The sequence below is a fragment of the Sphingomonas arabinosi genome, assembly GCF_036663715.1.
Lineage (GTDB): Bacteria > Pseudomonadota > Alphaproteobacteria > Sphingomonadales > Sphingomonadaceae > Sphingomonas.
Window position 1 is genome coordinate 538,268 of the sequence record NZ_JAXOJN010000003.1, and the last position, 13,673, is coordinate 551,940.

The 13,673-nt window shown below is 63.8% G+C and carries 14 protein-coding genes; 4 read left to right on the plus strand and 10 right to left on the minus strand.

Annotated elements, in window-relative coordinates; translation table 11 throughout:
* The first annotated feature begins 121 nt into the window (after window positions 1-121).
* Window positions 122-817 carry a hypothetical protein gene (locus tag U1708_RS08040; protein ID WP_332744458.1) on the plus strand — a complete coding sequence of 232 codons (696 nt, stop codon included), beginning with the start codon at window positions 122-124 and terminating at the stop codon, window positions 815-817.
* Here U1708_RS08040 and U1708_RS08045 read toward each other — a convergent pair.
* The 5 genes from U1708_RS08045 to U1708_RS08065 all read right to left on the minus strand — a co-directional run bounded on the left by U1708_RS08045 (window position 717) and on the right by U1708_RS08065 (window position 6,848).
* A complete protein-coding gene (locus U1708_RS08045; protein WP_332744460.1) occupies window positions 717-1,265 on the minus strand; it encodes a hypothetical protein in 549 nt (182 codons plus the stop codon). The genes U1708_RS08040 and U1708_RS08045 overlap by 101 nt on opposite strands.
* Complete coding sequence (locus tag U1708_RS08050; RefSeq protein ID WP_332744462.1) at window positions 1,262-3,247, minus strand: hypothetical protein; 1,986 nt, start codon at window positions 3,245-3,247, stop codon at window positions 1,262-1,264. The genes U1708_RS08045 and U1708_RS08050 overlap by 4 nt, the downstream gene beginning before the upstream one ends.
* Before the next feature lie 43 nt (window positions 3,248-3,290).
* On the minus strand, window positions 3,291-5,132 hold the full coding sequence (locus U1708_RS08055) for a hypothetical protein (protein ID WP_332744464.1): 1,842 nt from the start codon (window positions 5,130-5,132) through the stop codon (window positions 3,291-3,293).
* A complete protein-coding gene (locus U1708_RS08060; protein ID WP_332744466.1) occupies window positions 5,125-6,417 on the minus strand; it encodes a tyrosine-type recombinase/integrase in 1,293 nt (430 codons plus the stop codon). Before U1708_RS08060 ends, U1708_RS08055 begins: the two co-directional genes overlap by 8 nt.
* An 86-nt stretch (window positions 6,418-6,503) precedes the next feature.
* Window positions 6,504-6,848: a hypothetical protein gene (locus tag U1708_RS08065; protein ID WP_332744468.1), complete on the minus strand. Its 345-nt coding sequence runs from the start codon at window positions 6,846-6,848 to the stop codon at window positions 6,504-6,506.
* A gap of 94 nt (window positions 6,849-6,942) precedes the next feature.
* Between U1708_RS08065 and U1708_RS08070 the strand changes: the two genes are divergently transcribed.
* From U1708_RS08070 to U1708_RS08080, 3 genes are all read left to right on the plus strand, one after another.
* Window positions 6,943-7,581 carry a hypothetical protein gene (locus tag U1708_RS08070; RefSeq protein WP_332744470.1) on the plus strand — a complete coding sequence of 213 codons (639 nt, stop codon included), beginning with the start codon at window positions 6,943-6,945 and terminating at the stop codon, window positions 7,579-7,581.
* A gap of 83 nt (window positions 7,582-7,664) precedes the next feature.
* On the plus strand, window positions 7,665-7,967 hold the full coding sequence (locus U1708_RS08075; protein WP_332744472.1) for a hypothetical protein: 303 nt from the start codon (window positions 7,665-7,667) through the stop codon (window positions 7,965-7,967).
* Between the two features lie 303 nt (window positions 7,968-8,270).
* A complete protein-coding gene (locus tag U1708_RS08080) occupies window positions 8,271-9,638 on the plus strand; it encodes a DUF6161 domain-containing protein (protein WP_332744474.1) in 1,368 nt (455 codons plus the stop codon).
* Window positions 9,639-9,841: 203 nt separating this feature from the next.
* Here the strand turns inward: U1708_RS08080 and U1708_RS08085 are convergent, their stop codons facing one another.
* The 5 genes from U1708_RS08085 to U1708_RS08105 form a co-directional block, all read right to left on the minus strand.
* Window positions 9,842-10,930: a hypothetical protein gene (locus tag U1708_RS08085; RefSeq protein WP_332744475.1), complete on the minus strand. Its 1,089-nt coding sequence runs from the start codon at window positions 10,928-10,930 to the stop codon at window positions 9,842-9,844.
* Window positions 10,931-11,382: 452 nt separating this feature from the next.
* Window positions 11,383-12,456 (minus strand): RES family NAD+ phosphorylase, encoded by a 1,074-nt coding sequence (locus tag U1708_RS08090; protein ID WP_332744476.1) that lies wholly within the window; start codon window positions 12,454-12,456, stop codon window positions 11,383-11,385.
* Complete coding sequence (locus tag U1708_RS08095) at window positions 12,453-12,698, minus strand: hypothetical protein (protein ID WP_332744478.1); 246 nt, start codon at window positions 12,696-12,698, stop codon at window positions 12,453-12,455. The genes U1708_RS08090 and U1708_RS08095 overlap by 4 nt, the downstream gene beginning before the upstream one ends.
* Window positions 12,691-13,323, minus strand: coding sequence for a hypothetical protein (locus U1708_RS08100; protein WP_332744480.1), 633 nt, complete (start codon window positions 13,321-13,323; stop codon window positions 12,691-12,693). Before U1708_RS08100 ends, U1708_RS08095 begins: the two co-directional genes overlap by 8 nt.
* Window positions 13,313-13,549, minus strand: a complete 237-nt coding sequence (locus tag U1708_RS08105) for a hypothetical protein (protein ID WP_332744482.1) — start codon at window positions 13,547-13,549, stop codon at window positions 13,313-13,315. The genes U1708_RS08100 and U1708_RS08105 overlap by 11 nt, the downstream gene beginning before the upstream one ends.
* Between the last annotated feature and the right edge of the window lie 124 nt (window positions 13,550-13,673).

Below are 13,673 nucleotides of genomic sequence, written 5' to 3' on the forward strand. Positions count from 1 at the left end.
GTCCGGTGATCACCAGTCGCCGCTACGCCATTCGTCGAGCCGTCCCGGATCTGACCGACGGGGTTCCGGCGATCGAGTACCGCGCTCGGCTCGTGCGCTTCGACATGCCGGCGCCCACGGGATGGCCATGATGCGAGGCGTTTCCGCGGATCTGGAACGTGCGATCGAGTTCGCGACCGACGTTCGCGGCGAGCTGGTCGGCACCGGCCATTCCTTCTCGATGATCTACCTCGACGCCGCAATCCGAAGCATGCGCCATGCCCGCGCGGCGCTTCTGCGCGCCGCGATGGCGGAGTTGCCCGGAACCTCGGCGGAGGACTCCTGGCGGCGCATGGTGTTCGCCGACGGGATGCCGACGCCCGTGCACTTGCGCGCCGATCCGGCCGAGGAGGTGTGGATCCGGGGCTCCGCAGGCGTCGACGGCGTCGAGCCCTGCGAGGGAGTCGAATGCGAATGGCGACGGCCCATCGCGATCGATCTGGGAGCGGACCTGCTCGCCAGTCCCCTCGCCCGGGAACTGGCGGGCGGCGTTGCAGGGGCGTCACTGCTAATGGACGCCTTGGCGTACCAGACGTGGTTCCGCCCCGATCATGCGACTCGCTGGACTGCGGGCGTGGCCTCGGCGCGATCGATAGTCACCGCCCTGTCAGGCGGTGCCGCGGTGTCCGCCCTGGCGCCGGCGATCGCCGGGCGGTTCGTCGATCGTCAGGTTCTCCTCATGATTGAGGAGCTTGGGTGGCGGCGCGATCCAGCAGCGCGCTGGCGCGTCCGCGCTGACGACGGCGGCCCAGCGCCGGCGACGGCTTGTCGGGTTTGACGCTTCTCTTCTCGACCGCCTCGATGCGGCGTTCGAGCCCGAAGATGGCGACCTGCTGCGCCGCGATGACGCTGGCCTGCTGATCGATGATCCTGTCCTTCTCCGCGATCGACCGGCGCTCTTCCCGGTCCGCCAGCCACGACTCCTCCCGCGCGCCCTTGCGCGCTGCCTCCATGGCGGCGAGTCCGTCGAGGATCGGTTTCAACCGCTCCTGGTTCGCGGCGATCGTATTGCGCGACGCGGGCGCCTCGCGTGCCAACGCCGCATCCCCGTACTCAAGTCGGCCCGACCTGAGGAGTTCGCGGTTGCGCTCGTTCACGAGGGTCTCCGGATTACGCGCCTTGAGCCGGCCGAAGGCGGCCCAGAGCCGCCTGTCGACCGGGCTGAGCCTGATGCCGGGATCGAGTCCGGCGGCCTTTAGTATCTGCGGTAGGGCGTCGTCTGTCACGTAAGGATCTCCTCGTCCGGGGGAATGCGCGTCTCCAGCCGCATGAGCATCGTTCGTGCGATTTCCGCCTGCTGCGCATGCGTCCACGACTCGCCTTCGCGGCCGAGCCGCCTGCTGGTGAGAACCTGTGCCCTGGCCGCGACGTAGCGTGAGGTCCAGAAGCGGAGATGGTCCGTATCGACGAGACAGCATTTGCAGTTCGCGCAGTGCTCATCGCTCCGGTTCGGGTGGGGTTTGGTCTGCCACCACCCTGCGGTACCGGCGACCTGGTGGCATAGCGCGTGGCGTGGCATGAGGCGGAGGCCACATTTTCCGGGCCCAGCCGCGAGCAGTCCGAGTTTCCGCTCGAGCGCCCACGACTGGACGATAGCGATGGCGGGCTCGCCGGATAGTCCGCGCGTCAGTGCCCTGATCTCGTCCAGGTGCGGTTCCATCTTTTCACCCAGCCACCCGACGACCTTCCGCTCGCCCGTAGAGATGCTGACGAGGGTCCGCGCGAGCGTTCGCGCCATGGCGTCGTCGACCTCCTCCAAAAGACCGGGATCCGTGTCCTGGTAGGCCTCGTTCAGGACCGTGTGGACCTTGTGCCGGAGCCGCCGCGCCAAGGGTAGCGTCATCCGCCCGTCGATCCGGAGCATGAATTGAACGAGCGTCTTGCGCCAGGCGCGGGGAGTGACGTTGCTGCCGCGGGCGCGCTTGTAGGGCGAGAGGTCGGATCCGTCGCGCGCGTGGTCCGGCAAGGCGTCCCAGTCGATTGCGCTGCTCACGAACCTGATCATCCAGTTCCGCATGACGCCGTAGCCCATGGGACTGATGCTCTCAGGTTTGCGCACGCTGAGCACGCCATTGCCTGGCGAGACGAGGAGGCGGGACGCGGTCTTCTCGCCGCCGAGGCGGCGAAGCGGTTCGAGTATGCGCTGGATCGCGATGATTGCCTGCACTGCCTCGGGCGGTCTGTCGTCTCCCGCCACAGTGCAGCCGATCAGCCATTCGTCCGGCTCCGGCTCGTCGTCCGTGAGCTTTTCCCTGACGGCCTTCATCCAGTAGTGATCAAAGAGCTGCGATGCGGACGCGGTTCGTTCCACGCATGTCGGTAGGCCGGTCACGACATCGATGCCGGAGGCGGCGGACATGAGTTCGCCCGGCCGTGGAACGCCGCAGGCATAGATCATCATGATGTGGGCACCTACGACGAGCCGCACGCCGTCCAGGATGATCCGTGCGCGTACCCTCAAATCTGAATGCTCGGGGACTGCGAGCCATGGATCCACATCGTCTTCCAGCGAGGAGAACTGAAGCGGGGCAAGATCCTTGTTCTTGTTCCAGTTTGCGCTGCGGAGAAGGCGCACGGCCACATAGGCTTCAAGGGCCGACGCGATCTCGTCGCTGGCCGTTCCGGCAAGCCGCGCGGCTGCATCGACGAGTGGCACCGCGATTTCGTCGGGCAGTGGCCTTACACTCCGAAGTTCCGCCCCGCTCAGCTCTTTGGCGATCGTGGCGGCTGACTTCTCTCGGAACGGGTCGAACGTGAGGGCGTCGATGCCCGACTCGCGCATCGACGCCGCCTGATCGTGCAGCACGGTCCATGGCAGCAGCCGCCTCAGGACTGGTTCCCGTGTCTGGCGGTCCGCGCCATTCGCGACGAGTTGGCCGCTCTCGACCAGTTCGTCGAGCTCATCGACGAAACAATCGAAAAGGTCCTCGTCGACGTCGGCGAGTTTGGCGTTGCACCGCGTCACCCACGCGAGCACCTCATCGAGGCATCGCATTTTCAACATCACCGTTGCGATCGTTGGCGGCTCGTACCCTCGCGGATCGACGAGCGCCGACCAGACCGCCACGCGCGCGGCCTCCTGGAGCGCCGTCGGGACGTCGCGGAAGTCGATGGACATCCGCGAGGCAGCCGCGCCGTCCTGGTCGAGCAGCCATCTTTCGGAGTTCCACGTGCTTCCCAGGCTGACCGGTGCATCGGTCTTGGCCATGGCGGCGGGATCGACGGGTCCGCGCGGCGTCGCCGCGATGATTTCAGAAGTCCTGGGCACTGATCACCTCCATCATGGGGCCGATGTCGAGCTCTGCGGCCTGGGCGGTGATCAGCGGCGCAGCTTCGAACTTCGGAATGTATTTGAACGCCAGTTCGTCGGCGATCGGTTTCCAGGTGCCCTCCCATACGTCGGGGGGCATGTTGGGCTCTGATCGGAGGATCGCTTCCAGGAGCAGTCCTACCCGCTTGCAGGATACGGGGTCGTCGAACCTCGGTTCGCCGTTCGGACACGCAGGGCACCAGCCGTAGGCCGCGCAAGGTCTCCGTCCCGACTGCCCGCTCCCGGCGGGCGGATCGAAGGGATTGCTGCACCACCAGCCCGGCGTCGCGGCCATCACGTCCTCCTCGGGTATGTAGAGGCGCTTGTCGGGAGACGCGCCGTGATCGAGTCGGTGCGAAGTGAGGAGCAAGAGCCCCACTCCGTAGGCGTCGTCGCCCCGCGCGGCCGCCTCCGAGGTATCGTAGTGGTCGAGATTGACCTGTTCGGTGTGGGCGCCGATCCGGGCACGGGCGGTGGCGTCCCCCGACGACAGCATGTCGCCAAGTTCGATTGCCAGCTTGCGTGGGATGCTGGTCGTGATCGCCGGCAGGCCGTTGCGCGCGCAGAACTCCTTGATCGCACGCCCTATTCCCCCCTTACCGGCGATGTCGTTTGCTTGTTCCGCGCCGAACGGCGCGATGATGAACTGGAGGTCGCCGGTCTTGCCGCCGGTGGCGGCACGCAGGTCCCGACTCCATCCGTCCAGGAAGGCAACGAGCTTCTCGGGGCTGTGCCAGTGGGCGCTGAGGGCTGCCGTCAAGGTCTTCCAGTCCTTGACCTTGCTGCGCCAGACCTTTGCCTGCAGCCGGTCGAGGCCGAGCGACTGGATGACGCTCAGATTCTTCGCGAGCAGATCGCTGATCATCTGCCCATCGAGGCGTAGCGCGATCATGAGGACGATGCAGAAGGGCGCCAATGCGGACAGCGTCGGCAAGTACGCCGAGGCCGCCCGCTTGGCGTCCTCCCAATCGCCGCCGTGGCGCTTCGCGATCCGAGTGCAGATGGCAACGCCCGGCGGCGTGTGGCCGTACTCCGCCCTCATGTCACAGGCGATCAGCAGCGTGCGTCGCGTCGTATCGTCCTCTCGCAGAGGATGCGCCGGATCGTTCATGGCATCGTGAAGCGTCATGGTTTCCCGGATCTCGCGCAGCGCCGCGAGGAGCAGGCTGCGTGCCTCCTCGGGCTTCGGCACCCGACGGCGAGGCGTGCGCTTCGCCGTTCGCAGGTTGCGCCCCCCTACGCTCGAGTACGGACGTTTGATGAAATCGATGTGCCCGCATGACCCGGTCTGCCGGAGTATCCTCTGAACGATGCGCACGGCGTTAGAGCGCGTGCCCTTGTTGCGCACCGCTGACCCGTCGGCGTTGCGGCTGTCCAGCCAGTCGATGAACCCCGACAGGTGCCTCCGCTCCAGGTTCTCGAAGTCGATGCCCGGCTCAGACCGAGCCACGCTCTCGGCAAATTCGCCGAGGTATCCCCAGTAATTGGCGACCACCTTGGCGGGACGGTTCGAGCGGAAGCAGGACGTGAAGGCGAGGGCGAGCGCCATGGTGAGAGCGGGCGTGCGGTTCAGTGCGGCGGCGGAAAGGATCAGGTCGCCGCCATTGGTGCGGATCCGTTGGTAGGTGACCGACACGAGCTTGCCGTCCGCAGCGGCGAACACGGGCTTGCGCTCCAGCCGCGCGGACGGCTTGCCCGCGGTAGCGGCGAAGTGCTTCTCGTTGATGGACTTGCGACGCGAGCGCACGGCGTTCCGCACACGCGGCTTACGATCGTCAGCCATAGATCAGGGCATCCATTCCAGCCGCGACGAGGTCGGCGGCGTAGGGTTCCGATGTTCGCGAAACGTCTAAATAGATAGCGCGGGTCGTCTCGACCTTGCGATGCCCGAGGCGGCCCTGGATTATGTCCCAGGGTTCCTTCCCCTTGTCAGTCAGCTTACTGAACAGGCGCAGGGCGAAGGTGTGGCGCAGGTCGTGAAGGCGGAACTTCGGTCGGGCGTATAGCCGCTCGCCGGCTTCGTCGACGATCGAGATCCCCTCCGTGGGGAGGACCGCGCGCACAGCCTCGCGGAAGATCACCGACAGCTGCTGCGCACGCATGGCACGCCCGGCGGTAGAACCGCTGTCCGTGCCGTTCACGAAGACGGTCCCCGGGTCGGCATTGCCGTTCGCCGCCCCGGCCGCGACCGCGGCGGCGCGACCTCGCGACGCGTATAACTGGATCTCGCGAACTAGCGCGTTGGCGACGAAGACTGGCCGCTCGTATCCGCCCTTCGTGTCGCTTAGGAGGATCTTGGTCCATCCATTCCGGTTGGCATCGGTAACCTCTACGGTGAGAAACGGAGCCAGAGGCATTCCTGCAAGCTCGCCACCCCGCATGCCGGTGGTGACGCCGATCTCCGCGAAGAGCCTGTTGCGACCCGTCGGGGCTCTCTTGGGCTCCGCCGCGGCGTCTGGGTCGCGTTCGGGGAGTTCTGATGGCAGCGGCCCGAGCGCTTGGGCTATGAGCGCCCAGTCGGCATCGTCGATGAAGCGTATCGCGTTGCGCCGCTCGCCGGCGACCGCATCTTCGTTCTCGGCGTCGAGCGCCTCCCACAGCTCGGCTAGGAGATCTTCGGAGTCGAGATCGACATCGGAAATCTTCTTCTTGTTCGTGTAGACGTAAGCCTGGATGACGCGCCGGACGCGCCGGTCCAGCGTCGTCGGGTCGAGCCCCTCGCCGGTGAACCAGTGTCGCCGCTCGCAAAGCCGGTCGATGTAGTTGAACAGCACTTCCTGATCGGCCTCGTCCCAGCCGATCTCGAGCCATTGCAGGTATTCCAGGTAGGGCTTCAGCTCGCCGGCGTACGTGTAGGCCGTGTTGCCCGCCCGCCGACGGCGGCGCTTCCTCGCGGACTGCTTGCCGACATGACCCAGGAAGATCGTGGTTTCCCGGTGCGGAATCTCCGTCTCGCAGTCGACCAGGAAGGCCCAGTCCGCTGGCATCGGCATCTTCGTGCCGCGAAGGTCGCGCCAGAAGGGCACAGTGACGGCGTGGGGATTGTAATGCAGAACGCGATAGGTCATATCACACCATGTAATTTATAGTTTTTTTCGATAATAGATTAGCTCAAGAAAAGTGAGCAGCCTTCAATTGGCGTAGATAATCACGTTTATTCACTCTCCGGAACGGTTTGCTCAGTTTTAGAGCGCATATTCGGTCCGTAATTTTTCTTAGCGTGATCAGCATTGTCAGGATTTACGCCGAGCTTCTTATATTCCGGGGGTTGCGACCTCCCGACTGGCGCCTCTGGGCTGCTCAAATCGCGATATCCGGAGAACCAACTGCTCAGTTCCGTCTTCCGACCGCATACTTCGCCGCCGACGTCGAACAGCGGGGGCGCGCGCTTGCCGGCCTTCCGCCGATCCATCCAGTGATACACCTTCCGGGGGTCGACCCCGATGAACTCTGCCACCTTGCTGGCGCCGAAAAGCATGTCCGCCCTCAAATCCGTCATAGCCTCACTCCTTGTCATCGATGGCAACGATTTACGCATTGTCGTTTTCAATTGCAAGTTGCTATCGATGGCAACGATGGCAGCTCCACTTTCAATGAGACTGAAGGTCGTCGAGGAGATCCTCGCAGAGACCAACGACGTTCCGCCAAGCGCGGACAAGGCGTTCAGGTCACGTCTGGCGCATCTCCAGCGTTCGGGGTTCCCGGCCGCATCGCGTGTCGGGAAGTTCGCACGTGCATCCTATGGCCTGGACGAGCTGCTGCAGCTGTCCGTGGTGTTCGCACTTGTGCAGGCCTACGTCCCACCGGTCGTCGGCCGCCGGATCGTGACCGATTTCTGGCCGGAGATCGCCCGGCTGCTGCTGGCGGCCATGGCGGAGCGCGAGTTCGAAGGCGTCGGCCAGGTGCCGCCGGATGCGCCCTTCGTCATGACGATCCTGCCGCGGGCGCTGCGCGACATGGGGAACGACGACCGTAGCGGTGGCAAGGGTGGCGTGGATCAAGGCAGCTTCGGTGTTCGGTTGCATCGTGGCCGGGAGAAAGCGTCCGAAGGCGATGCGACGGCGCTGCGGTCTCCCGGCCACAACGCCGTCGACGCGGCGCCGGTCGCGACGATCTCGCTGGACTTCAGGACGATGGCGGATCGGCTGATCGCCGTCCTGGGGGCGGCTCGCGCCGACGCTCTGGCTGCGTCGTTGCAGGACTTGGCGGCGCGTTTCGGCTGGCAGAATTGAGCGCGCCGAACACTGGGCGCGGCTGGTACACCTTGCGCGCACTAGCCCTACTGGAGGGTCACAATCCGGCCGATCCCGGAACCATGACCGACGTCGACCAACTCTATCTTCGATACATCAGGCGCCCGGCGCCTGTGGAACAGGTCCAGGCCGACGTGGAGGTCTTCGGACGGGTCACGTTCGCCTCCGCTATGCGTGTCCTCTTCGAGAACATGGGCTTGGTGCCGGTCGAGGACACGGTCGAGACGTTGGTTTCGTCGGCCAATAATCGCCTGCGGCACGGACTCGGCGTCGATGACGACGGCTTCGACGTTGCGCTTCATGAGAAGCTTCTGCAACTGGCCGTGTCCGGTTTGGCGGACGGCTCTTCACCGGGGGCGCCGTAGAGCGGTCTGTCCGTTCACTTAACGACGATCCTTCGATCGCGGTTCATAGCTCGATTCCCAAAGCAAGCGACGCCGCCGTGCTCACCCCGACGCCAGTCGGATGGCCTTCATCTCGAATTCGGTGCAGGACATGGTGCGCCACGGCGCGCGCCCTCTCGAACATGAGGAATCGAACGATATGATGATCTCGCGGCACCGGCATATGGTTGTTGGCGACGCATGCGAAACCCGTGATCCCGGATACGGCGGAAAGCAATCAGGGACCCGAACGAGGTGCGCGGACGGATCAGGACCCACCTATCGATGAGCGACATGACCTACGTCATCAACTACAGGACGCTACCCCCGATCGAGAGGGCTGCACGGCAGACCATGGTCGATCACCTGGAGCGCGAGCAGGTCGAGTGGAAGCCGTTCCTTGACAAGCTCGCGAGCGAATACGGGGATATGCAGATCCAGGCGGCGCGTCAGCCGATGAGAGGTCGTCAACTGGCTACGGCGTTCGATCAACTTCGTGCGATGCTCGCCGATCCGGACGGGTTCGGACGCATCACCGCGAACTCGTTTCGGAGGGCGACGGTAGCCCCTCCGCCGAGCGGGTCGACCGAGGGTCAGCTCGTGCTGGGCCTACACGCCGCTGGTCGAACCGGTGATGCCGCCGCTGCATATGCCAGATTCGTCGCGTTGGAGCTCGGTACGGACGATGGCGTTCACCGTCCTGCGGAAGACTTCGCCGCCTTCCTGAAGCGTGGCGAGATCCTTCTGGCCGCCGGTCACGTCGCTGCGGCTCTCCCTTCGTCGAAGCTCGCGTCTTCGGGCATCCGCACTTCGAAGGCGAGGGCGCAGGAACTACTTGCTGCGCTCGACGGCCGCGTTGCCGAAGCGGCCGAAATCAATGCGGATCATGCGACCCACCTTTCGAACATGCGCGATCTCACCGCCGCCGGGATCGTGCGCGTCAGAAGGACGCTCCTGCGGGCGGAGCGTGCGCGCGACCGACGCCAGCGTGCGTGGCGAGCCGACGTCGAGGCGGAGGTGCAGAAGCGCTTCGGCGAGGCGGAAGCGCGGTTGCAGGCGCTCGACCGTCTGGGAGGCATGCAGCAACGATCGCGCGAGGAGTCCTTCGACGAGCTGAAGGCGCTTTTCCATACTCAACTGCGCCTTCGGGCGCCCGTGGCGCTGTGGGAGCAACGCTCGGAGACCCACAGGTCCCGTGCGGTCACCGCCCAACGGCTGTTCTGGCTCGCGACGTTGTTCGCGGTCCTCGTCGGGATTGGCGCGCCATACTGGTTCGGCGACTACATCGCCGGGAGCTTCCACGTTGGCGGTTGCCGCGCCGGAGCGCGGCCCCAGTGCGTCGGGCCGTTCTCCGCCAAGGGCCCCCTCACGGTCGCAGGCCTTCTGTTGACCAGTTCACTCATCCTGTGGGCGACCAGGTTGCAGTACCGGATATTTCTCAGCGAAAGGCATCTGTCTCTCGACGCCGAAGAGAAGAAGGCCTTCGCGGAAACCTTCATGGCGCTGAAGGAAGGCGCGTCGGTCGACACCGCGAACGAAACCATCGTGCTGGCCTCGCTGTTCCGGCCTACGCAGGATGGCATCATCAAGGACGAGCCCGGCGGTTTCGATCTATCCGCAGCCGCCGTGCTCGCCAAGCAGATGGCGCGGTAACCCGCAAGCCATATGCCGCATATGAAAAGGGGCGGTTGCCGTTACGAAACGCCTACCACGCTTCGATCGTCTGATGACCATCAGGCGGCGTTGCGTTCCGCTTGATGGTCTTCGACCGGGACGTCATCGTTCATCGGCTTGCGATCGTTCGCCGCGGTTCTCGATACTACGGCACGACGCGGCTACCTGGCTGGTTCGTGCCCTCAAGCCGCCCAAAGGCGCCCTGTTTCGGCATGAAAGTTCAGCATGTCCGGCGTGCAGCTGAGCGTACCGATCTTTCCCTTGTCACCGGATGCCGACGTCACCCGGACGTTGTTGCCGAATACCGGGTTCGCCAATACGTCGCTGACGCGCTTCCCCTCGACGCCCTTCAACGCGATTGGCGAGTTCCGAAAGTACAACCGACCTTCATTCCAGGAACCGCCATCGGCAAGGTTCAGCCAGCCGAAGACCTGCCCCTCCTTCCAGTATAGCTGAAACGACCGCTCCTCCGCTGGGCCTCCGCCGATGTCCACGATCCGGTCCTCCTCGGTGGCCAACCTGGCGAGGACCTCGGCCATGTCGTGCCCCGCTGCCACCAGCGCGTTCACGATGACCGCATCGATCTGCCCGGTGGCACCGACCTCTTCGAGTGCGCCGGCCAGGCGTGCCCGCGAACTCTGCTCATCCTTCCATGCCTCGAAGACCTCGGTGACATCTCCGCCGTTGAGTGCTTCGATCCGCGAAAGTTGAAACCGAAGATTCTCACCGAGCGTCTCGACCAGGACCTCTGTGCAGACTTCTCCATGGTCGGAAGCCGACGGCACCGGCGTCACGGAAACCAGTCGGTACGGAATGCCTTGACGGCGGCCCTTCGCGACTTCCCTGCGCGCTGCGGCCTTCACGTCGGCAAGCATCTCGATGATCGTGATCCGCTGAGCATGCATTCTGCTGATGGTATCGGCCATCTGAAACGCGATGTCGGTCAACGTCGTCAGATCGGTTGCTTCCTCACCCCACCAGATGTGATCGACGTCCACCGTGACGGCGCGATCGATCCTGATGCCGACCCGGAGCTCCTGCGACTGGTTGGCATGCTGCTTCTTATCGAAGAGGCGGTAGTCTGCCGGCACCGGCGGGGTGTCGATACCGTGGTCGGCCTTGAGAAGCTTCGAGGTCATGAGCGCGACGAGCTGCAGGTCGTCAGCGGGATTGTATTCTGCTTTCATGAAGGTCTCCTCGATGCGCGATTGAGCGCATCTATTTTCCTCCGCGACATTGCGGCTCACCGGTTCACCAATCTTGAAGATCAACGGTTAAAACCGCTGGTGCACGGGAGTTCGCCGCCGTTTCGCCGGATGTGGAACGAAGGACTGGCTCGTGACCAGGCCTTGGGCCCCCCAGTTCACTGATTCGCTGGGTGCTCGAACTGATTGCTGCACGCTCAGCGATACGCCGGTGGCTGGTCGGAGTGGCGAAGGCTTCCAACGGCCATCCTGTCGTCCCCGAGAAGGTACGTTCACGGGCACGCCCACGATGGCCGCTCTCCATGCCAGAATGCAGGCACGGATCGAAGACCGGCCGTCGGCGGTACGCAGGCATCGGCAACCGTTCGATCGCCTGCGCAATCACGGCTTCCCCAGCCAGTGAATGCGTGGAAACTAACCAGCCGGTCTTCGGATTCGGTAATGCATGACGACTCGAAAACGCGGTAATCGACGTCACAAGGATGACGTAACTAGACGGAGATTTTCATCCGACGGTCTCAGTAGCGGATCGCGGGACGACCCGCCGTGATCACCGAAATGCCTTCGAGGACGAACTGCTGTTCGAAATCGACGCCGCCGTCGAGGAAGACGTAGTTTGCCCCCTCGGGAGCCTTCGTGGACCCATAGCGTATCGCATCGTATCCCGCGGACAGCGCGCAGTCCGCAACGAACCTGGAAAAAACGTACTGGGAACGCATCCAGCCGGCGGTCGTCCGAGGAGCGGCCATCAACGCCGAATTGGAGATGGCGGCCAGGATCTCGAACGACGCGCGGTCCTCGTCGACGTCCACGAGATCGAGGATCCTGAGAGCTTTGATCGCCCGCACGGCCGCGACCAGGCAGATGTCACCCTCCCCTGCGACCTCCGCCGACGCCGTGAGCGCGTCGCTTGCCGCGTAAAGCATTGGCGAACCGGCGTGGTTGAACCGCCCCTCCACCACGAATTGGGGCGGCGGAGCGCCAAACGTACCGAGCGCGGCGGGATCTTGTCGATGCTCGAGCACACTTGCCTCCGCACGGGCGCGATAGAGGGTCGCATCCAGCATTACCGACGGTGTTCCGGAGATGTGGGTACGCACCGTTTCCAGAACGCGACGCGCCAGCGGGTGCTCGAGAAGAAGGAAGGGGGTACGCTCCCCCAAAGCTATCAATTCGACGACCTCCCTCTCGAGCTCGGCGACCCCGGTAAAGCGGTGTTCGTAAATCCAGACGTGCCAGCGGATGTAGGTACCGCAACGCGGGCATTGCACGAAGTGCCGCAAGGTCGAGAGTTCGGCGGGACTGTACAACCCGACCAACCGGAGATTGTCGACGAGCCAGCCTATCTCCATCGCCTGGGTCTGGAACTCGATGGACCGGAACGTGATTCCGGGCCAGCGCTCGCGGAAATCATCGTAACAGGTGTCGCAGCAACCAATGCTCGAGCTGAAATCGGAATCGATCTCGTCACCCACAATCTCGTTGAACACGTCAAGGTCGTGGGACGAAACGGGGAGGAATGGGCCGATGTCATGTTCGGGAACGATGGCGGGTACCGGCAACGGTATCGTGATCGTTCGCAGGCCGGTCACGAGGCCGACGGTGACGACATGCCGGGTTGCATCAGACCTTCGATACGGTCGACCTGACGCGGCATGTCATCGTCATAACGCACGTTAGCAGGGTCTGCCGAAAGCATCGAACGCGCACCGGGGCGATCGGTCAACACGCCTCCGCCGCCATCGGCGCGCATCACTTCGAAGATCTCACCGCACGCCGTCATCGGTTTCAGGGCCGTTCGCTGTGGACTCACCCATGAGTAACCTTCAAGCACCCGCCAAGACCTTGAGGCTCGAGTCTACGCAACGGAGATAATCCGGATGGCTCAGTTTCGACCAGGGTTCCAATCGACTACCGCGGATCAATTCGTCGATCAATATCCGAGCCTTCTGGTAGTCGGCGAACAGTGCCGTACCGCCGGCCAGGTGGGGCAGTGCGGAATCCCGGTCCTGAACGAGCCAGTCCCTGACGCATGTGATCGCCTTCTCCGGCTCGCCGCCATGCGCGCTGAGGTCCAAGCCGCTGAGGTCGGACGTTGACATGTCATATTGATGCTTTTTCTCGTCGAGCACTAATAGTCGCTTGAGGCGCTGACGCGGCGTCCCCGTCCACTTGATGCCGAGGGATATCCCGAGCTCGAGCGGCATATTGAATCGAGGCATCTTCGTATCCGGATCCAACGTGACGGCTGACAGGTCGTGAATGCCCCGGTCGCAATCGACTATCAGATTCGTGATCTTCTGGATCCGGCTCTGCCCCGAGTCGCTGACATCCTGCGCAGTACGCGGCATGAACCCGCACGCCTTCACGGCAAAGATGATGGCGCGGAAGACGTCTAGGTATTCGGCATCGAACGGACAGTTGATGAAGACGTCGTTATTCAGCGTGCTATTCGCCAACGAGGTGATTCTTCATCGCTATCTCGCGCATCGCGTCCTCGAGCTGCCGTGACCGATCGTCCTCCACGAACGTCGGCTTTATTTTGAGACCGCGATAAAGGAACATTCCTGTTCCACTGCCTGCCGCCAAACCGGCAGGTTTCCTCCCTTTCGTGAAAAACCTCCGCTTCGTCAGACTTCTCCGTTTTCCGGAAGAAAGGACGCCGGTTGAACGTGCATTAGCCATCGATCGATTATGGGATCGTCCGCGAAAGTCCGCAATCGTTATTCGGTCGGTTCGACGATGCACCGGGCCGGATCGCCAATTTCTTGAATGCCGTGACGAATTCTCGCCCTCCACGCGATGTCGG